We start from the raw sequence: 14,512 nt of genomic DNA, 5'->3' as shown, positions 1-14,512 counted from the left end.
AGCATGTCTGCCCTGGCCCGCCTCCACCTCGAGCGCCTCAGAGCTCCGGAAAACCCCCGGTCGGGGGATCAGGAACAAACCCAAGAGGCCTTCGGATTCAAATGGGCCAAGCGCCACACCTACGAGAGCGAGGCCGTCCAACGAGCCGCCCAGACCTGGCTGTTTGACCGGTACTGCGGCGGTGATGCGACTCAGCTCGACCAGTGGTTGGATCCAGCCAGCGGCCGGCGGCTGATTCTGGATGCCGGTTGCGGTGCCGGACATTCGGCCCTTCTCTTTTTCGGCCAACGCCTGCGGGATCACGACTACCTCGGTGTGGATCTGTCCGCAGCGGTAGATGTGGGTCGGCAGCGATTCCAGGAGCAAGGCCTTCCCGGCGACTTCCTCCGCTGCGACCTCATGGATCTACCCGTGCCAGACGACACCTTTGACCTCATTTTTTCCGAAGGCGTGCTCCACCACACCGACAGCACCGAACGGGCCATCAAGGCCCTGGCGAAGAAGCTCAAGCCAGGTGGGCGCTTCCTCTTCTATGTCTACGCCAAGAAGGCGCCCATCCGGGAATTCACCGACGACTTGATCCGTGAACACCTCCGTCCCTTGCCGGATGCAGAAGCCTGGGAGGCCCTCCAGGGCCTGACCCAACTCGGGATGGCGCTGGGGCAGATGGAAGCGGAAATCGACATCCCCGCCGACATCCCCATTTTGGGCATCCGAAAGGGAAGGATGGATCTGCAGCGGTTTTTCTATTGGCACATCTGCAAAGCCTATTTCCGCCCCGACTGGTCGCAGGATGAGATGAACCATGTCAACTTTGACTGGTTCCGCCCCTTGAACTGCCATCGGCAAACCCCAGAGCAGGTGGAGGCCTGGACCTGCGAGGCGGGGCTCTTTCCTGCCCGCGTGGCGGTGGAGGAGGCGGGCATCACGATGGTTGCGGAGAAAAGGCTATGAGAATCGCCTTTTTCGGAGCTTCCGAACTGGGGCGGCGCTGCTGCGCCCACATCCTTGACCAGGGCCTGGGCGAGATAGTGGGCATCTTCACCCTTCCCGCCGCATTCAACATCTCCTATTCCTCGAAGCCGGTGGTCAATGTCCTGCACGCCGACTTCCATGGGCTGGCCGCCCAACACGGGATTCCCGTGGTTGAAGCCGCGCACGGGATGCGGGAATGCCAACCCCACCTGACTCACATGGCCCCGGATCTAATCATCTGCATTGGCTGGTACCACATGATCCCGAAATCCATGCGGGATCTCGCACCTCTGGGGTGCATCGGCATCCACGCCTCGCTCTTGCCCAAGTACCGCGGGGGAGCGCCGCTGGTCTGGGCGATGATCCAAGGAGAACGTGAGACCGGGGTAAGCCTGTTTCATTTCGGAGAAGGCGTCGATAACGGCGACCTGATCCTCCAAAAGTCCTTCGAGATCGGCGAGGGTGACACCATCAAGGAGGTCTTGAAGTCCGCTGAAGCCGCGTCTCTCGATCTCCTTTCCGAAGCACTTCCTCGAATCAAGGAAGGGACCGCACTGCGCATCGTCCAGCGGGAAGAGGAGGCCTTCCGGATGCCCCAGCGCTCCCCGGAGGATGGGCTCATCGACTGGACCTGGGATTCCCGGCGGATCCGGAACTTCATCCGCGCGCAGACCCGTCCCTACCCAGGGGCCTTCACCTTTATCGAAGGCCGAAAGGTCATCCTGTGGGATGCAGAGGTGGTGCCGTGATCGCCTTTACCTGCGACCTCGATTGGGCCCCAGATGCCGTGCTGGCCGACACCCTCGAGCTTTTCGCCCACCACGGGGTGCTCTGCACGGTATTCGCCACGCATGCCACGCCGCTCCTTCAACGGACCGCCTCCGGAATCGAAGTGGGCCTGCACCCCAACTTCAACCCGCTTCTGGAGGGCGCCGGAACCGGCCATGCTTCCAGCATTCTCGCAGAGCTCCAGCACCACTACCCCGGCGCAATCGGGGTGCGTTCCCATTCCCTGACCTCCAGTTCCCGTCTCGCCGCCCTCTTCCGAGAGCAGGGCCTGGCCTACGAGGCCAACACCTTGCTCCCCTATGCTCGTTCGCTCTCGCCGGTGCGGCTCTGGAACGGACTGCTCCGCATCCCCTTCAACTGGGAGGACGATGTGCACTGCCTCTACGGCAGGCCCTTCGATGCCCTGGGTCTGGATCTCGGCCGGGGGCTGAACATCCTCAACTTCCACCCCATTCACATCTACCTGAACACCGAAACCCTCGACCGCTATGAAACCGCACGCCCCCACTTCCAGAATCCCAAGGCCCTGCTGGATCACCGCAACCGCTCCACTGTTCCCGGCGTTCGCGACCTTCTCCTCTCCCTTCTGAAGGAGGCTGCCCATCTGGATCTGCGACCGACGTGCCTTGGTGCATTGACCGAGGGGTCATTCGAGGAGTCGTGCCCATGAGCCGCTTCGCAGGCATGGCCGGGTTTCCCGGTCCCACGGAGGCCCGGCATGGCCGGCCTGTCGCTTAGCCGCCTGGCGCCCGGCGAGGCACAGGCCTGGGATGCCTTCGTGGCAGGCGCTGTCAACGGTTCACTCTTCCACCGGCAGGATTTCCTGGGATACCACAGTGCTCGATTCAAGGAGACCGCCCATCACCTGGTCTGGCGGAAGGGAAGCACCCTCTTCGCCGTCCTCCCGCTGGGCATCTTTCTGGAGGAGGGTCGGAAGGTCGCACGGTCACCCTTCGGCGCAAGCATCGGTGGATTCGTGCACGGCCCCAAGCTGCGGCTCAAATACGCGCTGGAGCTGGTGGATCAATTGATGGAACACCTTCGGGACCAGGGCGTTCATGAGTGCCTGATCACCACGCCCCCTGCCTGCTATGCGAGGTCCTACACCAATGCTGCAGAGTTCGCCCTCTGCAGCCGAGGGTTCACCTTGAGGAACCGCGAGATCACCCACGCCATCAATCTCGGGGGGGTGAGCGACCCCTTCCTCCCTCTCGACTCATCCACTCGGACGCAGGCCCGCAAAGCGCGGAGGCTTGGAGTGACCCTCCAGCGGAACGCGCCTCTCGAAACGGCCTACGCGCTGGTGGTCCGGGCCAAGCAGCAGCTGGGACGTGAGGGCATCACCCATTCAGAAGCCGACTTGAGGGCCATCCGGACCATCGATCCCAACTTTCTCAAGGTCGATCTCGCCTGGCTGGAAGGGGTGCCCGTGGCCGCCAACGTCTTCCTTTGCAGTCCTACCTGCATCACCTCCTTCTATCCCAGCTGTCCACGGGAATACGCGCATACCAGTGCCCTCACGCTCCTCACCCTCGATGCCATCCAGTGGTGCCTTGAGACGGGACGGACCCACCTCGACCTTGGGTGCTCCTCGAGCCAGATGGTCGTCAACGCCAGCCTCAGCGAGTTCAAGGAAAGCTTCGGCGCCTCAGGGTATTTCCGCGACACCTTCGGGGTGGCGCTGTGAGGTTCGGGGTTTGGACCTCCGGGCGCGGACCCGCAGCGGCCGTCGTGGCGGCCATCCGCCGTGCCGGTGTCGAGCTCGGCCATGTTCTCTGCACCGATAACGCCTGTCTGGCGGGCCTTCGCACGGCGGCGGGAGTGGTTCCCTGCTGCGCCGGAGACACGGCACCCGCCCTGCTCCTGACGCGCGCCCCCGTCGACTGTGTGCTGTTGCTGTCCTATCCGGAGCTCATCGAACCCGAGCTGCTGGACCGGCAGCTCTTCCTCAACTGCCACAATTCGCTGCTGCCCGCCTACCGGGGCCTGCACGCTTTCACCTGGGCCCTCATCCATGGTGAATCGCAGGTGGGCTACACCTTGCACCGCGCGGGCCGCGTTCCAGACGCAGGCCCCATCCTATGCCAGCGTGCCTTCCAGGTGGGCCTCGATGAAACCATCAACGACGTGTTTCAGAAGGCCGATGCCCTGTTGCCTGCGTGGATTCCGGAATCGCTCGCACAATTCGGCCGGGGCGAACTTTCCTTCACCCCCCAGGATGAATCCAAGGCAACCAGGTTTCGCAAGCGGACCTTGGCGGATGGCAGGATCGACTGGAACCGGTCGGCCCTGGCCATCCACAACTTCATCCGGTCCCAGGCACCGCCGTACACCCGGGGCGCCTTCACCCTCCTTCAAGGCATCCCCGTGTTCATCGGTCCCAGCGAGTGGACCCCAGAGCCTCCTTCTGAGATCCAGCCTGGCTCCCTGCTGGCGTGCCTCAATGGCAACGGCCTGCTCGTGCAATGCGCAGACCGCCCCCTGCGTGTGAGAGCGGCGTGGACCCTGGGTGCCGATGGGGAGTGCTGTGAATTCCGCGGCCAGCCCGGATACGTATTTGAGGGAGCCACAGGATGAGTCCATCCAGGAAGCCAGCCTCGACGCGACAGAATGATCTGAGTTCCAGCCTGGAGCGCACATGCCTTTGAGCCTTCTCGCGCTTCTGGCCGTGGTGACCTTTCTCATCCGGTTCCTCCCCCGGTGCTTCCGGCAGAATGCCATCGTGTCGGATACCTACTATCACCTGTACTGTGCAGAGCTCATTCGATCGCGGCGGTTCCGCCTTCCCCCCACCCTCCCGGGCGTGCTGCTGAAGAACGAATACACCTATCCCTGCGGCTACCACTTCCTTCTCGCGCTCTTCCCTTCCTCCGCCCGGGCCTGGGTGGAACGCGCGACGGGGGCCGTTTTCGACACTCTGATTCTCGTCATTGTCTACGCCGCCAGCTCGTGGTTCGCCACGCGGGGTGGTGCCTCAAACGCGCCTTGGGTCGCTTTGACCACGGCCAGCCTTTACGCCTTCGCCCCTGCCCTCCTGCGCATCGGCTCCGGCCCCCGAGCCTACAACGGCAGTGCGCGGGTCCCTGGGCAGGCCCTGTTCCTCACCCACATCCTATCCGCCTATGTGGGTTGGACCACTGGCCACCCCGCCTGGCTCGGGGTGAGCGTGCTCGCCGGGGCCGTGCTCCTCTTTACGGCCACCTTCTCCACTCAGGTGTTTCTGCTCTTCGGGCTGGGTTTCACTCTGCTCATATCGCCGCTTCACCTGCTCTTGATGGCCACCTGCCTCCTGACCTCGGCCCTGATAACCGGCGGAAAGACGCTGCACATTCTCCGAGGCCGCCTTGCGCATTCCACCGTCTACTTCACCCATCTCCAAAAAATCTTCCTTTACCCGCACATCCTGACGTTCCGAAGCTACCTGGAAGGCCTCCGAACGGCCGTGGGGCAGCTGGTCCGCGGGGAGTTCCACGCCTTCCTCGATTGGTACTTTCACTCGAGGCACTACCTGCATCTGCTCGTCACGGTCTTTCCCCAGATCGTCCTCTTTCCGCTTCTCACACCCTGGAAGCACCTGGTTCACGGCGACGCGCGATTCCTGCTCGTCTGGGCAGGATGCGGCGTCCTCTGGGCCCTGCTCACCAAGCAGAAGGGCCTGTTGTTCCTGGGTGAAGGCGAGCGGTACCTCGAGGCCATCACCCTTCCTTCCCTGCTGCTGTTCACGCTCGGTGCCTGGACTGCGGCGCCCTGGCTGCTCGTGGTGCTCGGCGCCTACTCCGTCCTGTCCGCGGTCTATTTCGTGCGCGACTACCTGAATGCCCTGCGCCCGGTCGAGGAGGACTACCACCAATCCGAAGCCCTCTTTGACCGCCTTCGCCAGCTTCCGCCGGGCCCTTTGCTGCCGCTGGGCAACGTCTACTGGCAGGCCCTGCACCGTGCGCCCCATCCCGTCCTGACCGCGGCCATGATCGACACAAGGCTGCTGCCTTTGGACGAGCTGCTCGAAGCCTGTGGCAACTACCCCTATCCGGGCGGGGATTTCCACGCCCTCGCCGAACGCTATCAGGTCGAGTACGTGCTGGCGGAACGGGGCGGGCTGACACACTACCTGCTCAGGCTGATCAAGGATTCCCGCGAGTTCTGGAACACCTTCCTGCTCATCATGGAAACCCCCAACCTGATGCTCTTCCTCAGGAAGCGCACCCTGGAGGAGCTGGATCAAACCACGCGGAAGGCCCTAGCTGAGAACAACCTCCATGCCGCCAGGGAGGGGCTGGAGGCCATGCTTCGGATCTTCCCAACCGATGAAGCACTCCTCGCGACCCATCTGGACGTGGTTTTCCAGATGCGCACGGCGGAAGCACCCCCGACCGGCGATGCCTTCCTGCTATCCCCTGACTGGGCCTCCGCTTCTTGGGAGGCTGCACTGAATGGCTATCTGAACGCCTTCCATCCGGAGGAACCGGTGGCCCTCTTTCTCCTCCACGACGAAAGCCTACCTGGGACACCCACGGCAGAGGCCGCCGGGCAGGCCTTAGCCTCAGCCATCGGTGCCGCGACACCAGGCGCGGCACCCGTCGTTGCGCTGCTCGAAAGGTCCGACGACCTGCTGACAAGCCTCCGAGCCTTTCAGTGCCTCCACTGGGTTCCCCCTGCCCCGGCACCTGGCGAAGACCTCTGTTCCCCTTTCACAGGCCCCTGGTTCCGAGCCGCCTGCGACACCGGCCACCCAGCAGGCCCCAGACCCACTTCAACGGCCCTCCTGTATGCGCCACGCTGGGAGAACCCCGGATGGACCCGAACGCTGCGGGCCTACCTTGAGACCTTCGCGCCCAGCGATCCCGTGGCCCTGATCCTCGTGCCGGATCCAGGCGGCCTGGTGTCTTCACCGCCTCCGGCCGAGGTGGGGGAGGCCGTGATGCAGGTGCTGGCCGAAACGGGCCGAGAGACATTCCCTGTGGTGATCCTCCTCGACCACCCCTCCGAGCTCCTGGATCAATTGCCGGATCACCCCTGGGCCACGTGGCTTCCCAAGGACCCCATCCCCCCAGATGCCTTGCAGGCCTGCTTCGACCAGTTGCGAACCGCATGGTGGCGCGAAGGTTGCTAACTCCTGAGGGCTCCATCGTCCTTTTGACGGAAAGGGTCTATCTGCGCCAAGGTACGCCCCATGACTGCACCCGGCAAACCCAGCATCTGTTTCGTCCAAATCAACGCCCTGGGTCTGTTGACCCCTGGCGCGAAGATGCCGTTTGGCGGGGCCGAAGTGCGCGCCCTGACCTTCGCCCGGATGCTGATCGACTCAGGCCGCTTCAGGGTTTCCTTTGCCGTGCTGAACGAACCGGATCTGCCCTTCCCTGAAACCTCAAAGGAGGGCCTGGGCCTGTTTCAGATCCCCCGTCACGCCTTCCACAGCCTCCAGGCGAATCCCGAAATCACAGACCTGTACGCAGGCTTTCAGGCCGACTGCTTCGTGTCGCTGGGCGCGAACGAGGTGTCCTACGAGATGACCCGGCAGGCCCGGCAGCTGGGGCTTCCCGCCGTGGTGGGCATCGCTTCGGACCAGAGCCTGCGCGACTCGGTCTTCAACGGATCGATGATCCTGAACGAATACCTCGTTCCGGAATTCCACGCCTGGGAGGCCCTGCACCGGGCCACCGAGGTGCTCGCCCAGACCCAGTGGCAGAAGGATCGGCTGTACCGCCAGGTGGGCAGGATCGCCACCCTGGTGCCCAATCCCATTCCAGCGGGCTGGGAACAGGAGCGCGACGCACCGGCCCGGAGTGGGAATCCAGCCTTCGATTTCCTGTGGGTGGGCCGTCCCCTCGCCGACAAAAACCCCGACATCCTCTTCGAGCTGGCGCGGGACATGGAACACGCCACGTTCCGCATGGTCAGCAACGGAGGGCTCCAGGCCCTTCCAGAGCCCTGGCGCTCCAACCTGCCCCCGAATGTGATCCTGTCAGACCGTCTCGGCAGCCAGGAGGAGCTACGCTCACTCATGGTTTCCTCCCGCGCCATGGTCAACACGAGCCCCCTGGAAGGCTTTCCAAACCTGATGCTCCAGGGCGCCATGGTGGGCTGCCCCACCCTCTTTCTCAGCGCCGATCCGGATGGCTGGTGCGCCGATCACGGTTGCGCGGCCAGCGCCCACGGCGACGTGGACCGGTTCCTGGCTTTGCTGAACCGGGCGCGGCGGGATTCTGCCTGGCTGGATGGCCTGGCCTCCCGGGCCTTCCAGCGCGCCCGAACCTGCCACTCCCCCCAGGCCGTTCAACAGGTCCTGGTGGCGACCATGGACCGTGTGCTGACCGAAGCCGGGAAGGCGGAGCGCTGATATGTGTGGAATCGTCGGCCTGATCACCAAGGGCGGAATCTACCCCGAGGACATCCTCCGGAACATGACCCGCCGGATCGCCCACCGCGGACCAGACGGTGAAGGCGTTCGCATCGAAGGCCCGGTGGGGCTTGGCCATCGCCGCCTCTCCATCATCGATCCCACCGGCGGGCACCAGCCCATGAGCAACGAGGACGGGTCGGTCTGGATCACGTTCAACGGCGAGATCTACAACTACAAGGAACTGATGACCCAGCTCCAGAGCCGCGGGCACCAGTTCAAGACCCGCTCGGACACCGAGGTGGTCATCCACGCCTGGGAAGAGTGGGGCGACTGCTGCGTGGATCGCTTCCGGGGCATGTTCGCCTTTGGCATTGCGGATTATCGCCAGGGCTGCGTCTTCCTGGCTCGGGATCACTTCGGCATCAAGCCCCTGGTCTGGTGCGAGACCGAGGAGGCCATCTCCTTCGGCTCCGAGATCAGCCCGCTGCTGCTCACACCAGGCTTCAACGGGTCCCTGGATTTGACCGCCATCGACCAGTACCTCTGGCTGCAATACATCCCCTCCCCGAGCAGCGCCTATCGCCAGATCCGGAAGCTGCCTCCGGCGCACCGCCTGCGGGTGGGTTTCGACGGAGCGGTGGAAAAGCCCCGCCGCTACTGGTCCATGCGCTTCGACCCCGAACCCGGCGTATCGGCCGCCGACTGGGAGGAGCGCATTGCCACCGTGGTGAAGGAATCGGTGGATGCCCACCTGATGTCCGATGTGCCCTTCGGCGCCTTCCTGTCCGGCGGAGTGGATTCCAGCCTTGTCGTGGCCGAAATGAGCGAACTCCTCAGCGACCGCGTGCGCACCTTCAGCATCGGGTTCAAGGAATCGGAATTCGACGAAACCAGCTATGCGGCCTTCGCCGCCAAAACCTGCGCAACGATCCACACGCGGGGCGAAATGGGCAGCGATGCACTGTCGCTCCTGCCAAGCCTGGTGCAGCACTACGGCGAACCCTTCGGCGACAGCTCGGCCCTGCCCACCTGGCACGTGTGCAAGCTGGCCCGGGCCAGCGTGCCCATGGTGCTCTCGGGTGATGGCGCCGATGAGCTGTTCGCGGGCTATGGAACCCAGGCCTCCTGGATGTCCAACCCGACCTCCAACGTCTACGACTGGATCCGGTGCATCCACTACACCGATGGGCCCGTCCGGTCCGCCCTGTGGCGGCCCGAATTCCAGTCCGCCTTCCAGCCGCGCCAGGAGCTTTTCGAGCAGCTGTGGTCGGAGTCCCAATCGTTTTCCGGCCTGGCCCGCGTGCAGTACATGGACATCAACACCTACCTGCCTTTCGACATCCTCACCAAGGTCGACATCGCCAGCATGATGCACGGGCTCGAAGTCCGGACGCCCTTCGTGGATCTCCGGGTGATCGAAGAGGCCGCGAAACTGCCTTCCTCCTTTTCCATGATCCGAGCCGGAGACGGTTCCTGGAACCGGAAGGCCATGCTGAAACGGGTGGCCCGTCGCTTCTTCCCCGATGCGTTCCTCAACCGCCCCAAGATGGGCTTCGCCATGCCTGTGGCGCGGTGGCTCGCCCCTGGCGGAGAGGCCTACAGCAAGTTGATGGCGCGCTTGCTGGGCGAGGATTCTTCCCTGAGAGAGTACTTCCGCCCAACGGTCATGAAGACCCTGCTGGAGGGTGCGGCCACACCGACCCTCTGGCTGCTGCTCTTCCTGGAAGAATGGCTGCGCCAGCACCGGGATCTGCCCCTTCCGTCGAAGGCGCAGCCCGCTGAAATCCATTCGAAAGCCCCGGCCGAGGAAAGGGCCGAAACGCCCGTGCAGGCCGCTGATCTCGTGACAAAAGCCGCGGAAAGGGGCGATTTGCGCGCCGCCCGCCGGGGGCTGAGACAGCTCGTAGCGCAGTGGCCCCATTCCCCCGCGGGCATCATCGGGTCCCAGTGGCTGGCCCTGAATCCCCCGGGGCCACCACCCCGCCGGCCCCGTCTCCTCATCATCGCGGACGTGCCCAACTGGATCTTCGACCGCCACGCCCACGTGATGCAGGAACGCCTGGCGGACGAGTTCGACATCGACATCGCCTACGGCATGGACATCAAATTCCGGGGCCAGCCCGTAGACGAGGCGCGCTATGACCTCATCCACCCCCTGGAGTGGCACATGGTCAATCCGGAACATGTGCGCACTCCAGCCAAGTGGGTGGCGGGCATCCGCTCCCATACGAGCTGGGATGGCTGGGAGCCTTCCGCGCTGGCGCAGCATCTGAACCAGCTCTACCAGGGCGGCGTCTACGTGGTGTCGCAGCGCCTGCTGAGCATCTTCCAGCCGGAGCTTCCCGCCGCGCTGGCCCTTCCCCATGGCGTGGACACGGAGTTCTTCTCCTCACGGCATGCCCCCCAGGCCACGCCGGGCAAGCTCCGGGTGGGCTGGGCCGGCAACCGGGCTGCGGCCATCAAAGGTTATGACGCCTTCATCGCCCCCCTGGCCACCCTGCCAGGCGTCGAGCTTGAGATCTGCGGCTACAGCGACCGCATGCTGACCCTCGACGAGATGCGGGGATTCTATGAGTCAATCGATGTCTACATCTGCACATCGGCCAGCGAAGGGCACAACAACTCCTTGATGGAGGCAGCTTCCATGGCCCGGGCCATCGTGACCACCGACGTGGGCACGGTGCCTGAATTCCTGGAAGACGGTCTCAGTGCTCTCATCGTGCCCCGTGATTTCGAGGCCATCTCCCAGGCCATTCTTCGTCTGCGGGATGATCCGGCGCTGCGCCAAAGGCTGGGTGCCCGGGCCCGGGAATCCGTCTGCGGCCATTTCGATTGGCGCGCGCGCATGGAGGACTACCGGCGCTTTTTCAAGCAGGCCCTCGCGCGCCTTCATCCAGCCCCGGGCGCGTCAGATTTCCACGCGTCCCAACCCGCCGCTCAGGCCTTCCTGTTCGAGCCCGAGTGGAACGCCTATGAATGGGTCGAAGTGCTGCACGGCTACCTCACCGCATTCAGCCCAGACGATCCCGTGGCCCTGATCATCCTCATCGATCCTACCCAACCCGGACAGATCGACCCGGCGGAGGCGGGACAATCCGTACTCGAAGTGATGGCCAGCATGAACCAGGAAGCCTTTCCCAAAGTGGTCCTCGTGGATCGGCCCGAAGAGATCCTCGAGCAGATCAAGCCCTACCCCCACATCAGCTGGGTACGCTCTGGTCAGTGGAATGTCGAAAGCCTGAGGGGTATCCTGGGCCAACAACTCTCTCAATCCCTGAAAAATCACGCCTAGATAAACTTCTACAGAGGAAAAGCCTCATTTGTTATAACCACCTATGTCTGAATGAATTGCATTGAAGCCCCTGGAGCGCCGCCCGTTATGTATCAAATCACTTTGGATTATCCCTTCGTTTCCAAGCCCAGGTACCCCGTCGAGAAGCCCAATCGTCACCTGTACGCCATCATCAATCAAAACCGCGAGGTGTACGCGAAGTGGCTCCAAGAGATTCGATCGCTCATTCCTCATTTCAAGCAAATTCCGGTCACTCCGGCCAACACCCCCGCTCAACCCAACTGGGAGAACGGATGGATCCCGCCGCTGGACAGCATGGCACTCTATTGCTTTCTCGCAAAAAACAATCCCAATTATTACATTGAGGTTGGATCCGGAAATTCGACCAAGTTCGCCCGGAAGGCCATCTCAGACCATGGCCTCAAAACCAAAATCATCTCCATTGATCCGGATCCGCGGGCCGAGATCGATGCCCTCTGCGATCAGGTCATCCGGAAGCGTTGCGAGGAGGTTGATCTCGAAGTGTTTTCGCTACTCGGCGAAGGCGACATTCTGTTCTTCGACAACTCGCACCGCATGTTTATGAATTCCGATTCGACGGTCAGCTTCCTGGACATCCTTCCCATGCTCTCTCCAGGTGTGCTGGTTCACTTCCACGATATCTGTCTCCCCTATGATTATCCTGCTGATTGGGTAAACCGTTATTATTCTGAACAATACGGTCTAGCTTGTTATCTTTTGGCCCAGGGCCCTAAGCTGGAAATCATTTTACCGTGTAAATTCATCATTTATGACCAGCCACTGATTTCCATTCTCGATGAGATATGGACCGGTGGCCCCCTGCGTGGCATTGAAAGGAACGGTTGCTCCTTCTGGCTGAAAACCCTTGGGCCCCAGATCCAGCCGGTTCGCGAGGCATTCATCCACGACCCCGCCTGGGACAGGGATGAATGGCTCGAAGTCATCCTGAGTTACTTCGAGACCTTCCGGCAGGGAGAGCCGGTGGCCCTGATTCTGCTTCTGCATGGAAGCGATCCCCATGGCCACCCGCTGGAAACGGTTCAGCAGGCCATCCTCGAGCTGGCCACTCAGGCTGGCATCGAAGCCTTCCCGGACATCGTGCTTGTCGATCAACCGGAAGAGCTCCTGGAGACCCTCCGGAACTACGATCACGCGCAGTGGGTCGCCTCAGGACCTTCTGCCGACGCGCCGCTCGATGGGCCCATGGGTGCCCGGTTCAACCGGGCTTTGCTTCAACGGGGAAGGGCATGATCCCCAAGATCATCCACCTCATCTGGGTCGGGGATGAATCCAAGCGGCCCAACCGATTCATCCAGACCTGGGTGGATCACCACCCCGACTGGGAAGTCAAACTCTGGGGCAATGAAGACCTGGCTGGCCGCCGCTGGATCAATGGGCACCACATGGAAGCCATGGCCAAGCGCGAATGGAATGGCGTCGCGGACATGATGCGCTGGGAGATCCTGCATGAAGAGGGCGGCGTGTTGGTGGATGCCGACAGCTGCTGTGTCCGGCCGCTCCCGGCCTGGTTGCTGGAATGCGAAGCCTTCGCCAGCTGGGAAAACGAACTGGCCCGCCCCAGGCTGATCGCCGCCGGGTATTTCGGAACCATTCCCGGCACGCGCTTTCTCGCCACCCTGATCGAAGGCCTCCGCAAGCAGCCCACCGTCACCGATCGTGACGCGTGGCAGTCCGTGGGCCCGCTCTACCTCACTCAAACCTGGATCGCCGAGAATTATTCCAACCTCACCGTGCTCCCCAGCCACTTCTTCATGCCCGAGCATTACACCGGGTTGACCTATACGGGCAGTGGGCCGGTCTATGCCAAGCAGGCATGGGCCTCCACCCTGGGAACCTACGACACCCTGGCTGATGCTGCCGGTGGAACAGCGCCAGGCGTCGCCGGAACCACTCCCACGCCCCAATCCCAAGCCTTCCTGCTCGAACCGGATAGGGGGTCCGCCGATTGGGAAGCCGTCCTGCTCAGCTATGTGCAGGCCTTTACCGCAGACGATCCTGTGGCGCTGCTCCTGCTGGCGAATCCGGCTTCTGCCCGCGCCTCCCTCGACGCGGCCCTGAAGCCAAGGGGGCAGGCCACTCCTCCATCCATCGTGTGGGTTGAGCAGGCCGCGGATCTTTGGCAACACCTCCGCGCCTTCCAGCAGGTCAGCTGGGTGCGCCCCGATTCAAAGGTGATCCAGGGCCTGCGAGGAACCTGGGGCTCCCGCCTGGCGCAGAGTTGGCAAGGGCAAAACGCCTAGGCCTGGTTCCGCAGCGACTGATGCTTGGGGCCAGAAGCGGCCACAGGAGCCGACAAGGAAGCCAGGCGGTGCGCATGCATGCCATCCGCCGGATCCAGAGCACAGTTCACGGTTGGAAGTCCCGTCTCTCCGAAATCGGGGAATTTCCGGAGTTCGTTGAAGATCAGCCGGTCTTCCCCATCGCCCGTGGCAAAGGGAGCCACCGACCACAGGTGCAGGATGAGGGAGAGTTTGATCTTGTTGATCATCAAAGCCGATGGCCTCACAAATCCGCCGAATTTTTCGCGATACACGCCGCGATTGGGGCCCACGCTTTCGATCGTGTCCACACCGAGAATCCTGTTTTCGTTTGAATCCGCATAGTTCGACAGGGCAAATGCCCAGCTGTTGCCCTGCGCGGCTGCCAGCAGGGTGCGAAGGTGCTGCGGCTCGTACCAGTCGTCGTCATCCAGGTAGGCGATCCATTCCGACGAGGCCAAAAAACTCAGGGCGGTGCGCAAGGAGCCGCCGTACCAGCTGCTGTGCACCCCGCCATGCCGGGCCGAAGTCGAATAGCCGAGGTTGATGGGGGTCAAGACACGGCGAGGAGGACATTCCGCGGCCAGGTTTCTAATGATTTCGGAGAAGTCCCCGAACTTCTCGACATCGACACCAAGAATGAGTTGGATCGTCCCTTCATAGTCCTGCTGAAAGACAGACCTTGCGGCCCGGTAGACCGAGTCCCGACAAACGGTCGTCATGACCACTGAAACATCGGTTTTCATGCTTGCTCCCGTCCGGAGGTCATGGGTGTTACGTGGGATCAGCCGGTGCGGAACCGGCAAAGGCATTCGA

11 protein-coding genes are annotated in these 14,512 nt (G+C 62.9%); 10 read left to right on the top strand and 1 reads right to left on the bottom strand.

Annotation, left to right across the window (positions count from 1 at the left end; translation table 11 throughout):
- Positions 1 to 3: 3 nt before the first annotated feature.
- The 10 genes from Q9293_RS00395 (at position 4) to Q9293_RS00350 (ending at position 13,678) form a co-directional block, all read left to right on the top strand.
- Positions 4 to 954 (top strand): class I SAM-dependent methyltransferase, encoded by a 951-nt coding sequence (locus Q9293_RS00395; protein ID WP_306249189.1) that lies wholly within the window; start codon positions 4 to 6, stop codon positions 952 to 954.
- A complete protein-coding gene (locus Q9293_RS00390; RefSeq protein WP_306249188.1) occupies positions 951 to 1,724 on the top strand; it encodes a methionyl-tRNA formyltransferase in 774 nt (257 codons plus the stop codon). Before Q9293_RS00395 ends, Q9293_RS00390 begins: the two co-directional genes overlap by 4 nt.
- The gene (locus Q9293_RS00385; protein WP_306249187.1) at positions 1,721 to 2,434 is read left to right on the top strand and encodes a hypothetical protein; all 714 of its coding nucleotides are present in this window, start codon (positions 1,721 to 1,723) and stop codon (positions 2,432 to 2,434) included. Before Q9293_RS00390 ends, Q9293_RS00385 begins: the two co-directional genes overlap by 4 nt.
- A 48-nt stretch (positions 2,435 to 2,482) precedes the next feature.
- Entirely contained in the window at positions 2,483 to 3,451 is a 969-nt protein-coding gene (locus Q9293_RS00380) for a GNAT family N-acetyltransferase (RefSeq protein WP_306249186.1), read from the top strand.
- Positions 3,448 to 4,341 carry a methionyl-tRNA formyltransferase gene (locus Q9293_RS00375; protein ID WP_306249185.1) on the top strand — a complete coding sequence of 298 codons (894 nt, stop codon included), beginning with the start codon at positions 3,448 to 3,450 and terminating at the stop codon, positions 4,339 to 4,341. The genes Q9293_RS00380 and Q9293_RS00375 overlap by 4 nt, the downstream gene beginning before the upstream one ends.
- A 61-nt stretch (positions 4,342 to 4,402) precedes the next feature.
- Positions 4,403 to 6,874: a hypothetical protein gene (locus tag Q9293_RS00370; protein ID WP_306249184.1), complete on the top strand. Its 2,472-nt coding sequence runs from the start codon at positions 4,403 to 4,405 to the stop codon at positions 6,872 to 6,874.
- A 60-nt stretch (positions 6,875 to 6,934) separates the two neighbouring features.
- On the top strand, positions 6,935 to 8,101 hold the full coding sequence (locus tag Q9293_RS00365) for a glycosyltransferase family 4 protein (protein WP_306249183.1): 1,167 nt from the start codon (positions 6,935 to 6,937) through the stop codon (positions 8,099 to 8,101).
- 1 nt (position 8,102) lies between these two features.
- Positions 8,103 to 11,396, top strand: a complete 3,294-nt coding sequence (asnB, locus tag Q9293_RS00360; RefSeq protein WP_306249182.1) for an asparagine synthase (glutamine-hydrolyzing) — start codon at positions 8,103 to 8,105, stop codon at positions 11,394 to 11,396.
- Between the two features lie 87 nt (positions 11,397 to 11,483).
- Positions 11,484 to 12,668: a class I SAM-dependent methyltransferase gene (locus tag Q9293_RS00355; protein WP_306249181.1), complete on the top strand. Its 1,185-nt coding sequence runs from the start codon at positions 11,484 to 11,486 to the stop codon at positions 12,666 to 12,668.
- Entirely contained in the window at positions 12,665 to 13,678 is a 1,014-nt protein-coding gene (locus tag Q9293_RS00350; protein WP_306249180.1) for a glycosyltransferase family 32 protein, read from the top strand. Before Q9293_RS00355 ends, Q9293_RS00350 begins: the two co-directional genes overlap by 4 nt.
- On the opposite strand, the gene Q9293_RS00345 is transcribed toward Q9293_RS00350, so the two are convergent.
- The gene (locus Q9293_RS00345; RefSeq protein ID WP_306249179.1) at positions 13,675 to 14,442 is read right to left on the bottom strand and encodes a glycosyltransferase; all 768 of its coding nucleotides are present in this window, start codon (positions 14,440 to 14,442) and stop codon (positions 13,675 to 13,677) included. The genes Q9293_RS00350 and Q9293_RS00345 overlap by 4 nt on opposite strands.
- Positions 14,443 to 14,512 lie beyond the last annotated feature (70 nt).

Origin of the sequence: Geothrix sp. PMB-07, assembly GCF_030758935.1 — a bacterium.
Classification (GTDB): domain Bacteria; phylum Acidobacteriota; class Holophagae; order Holophagales; family Holophagaceae; genus Geothrix.
This window is presented reverse-complemented; position numbering and strand designations above follow the sequence as displayed.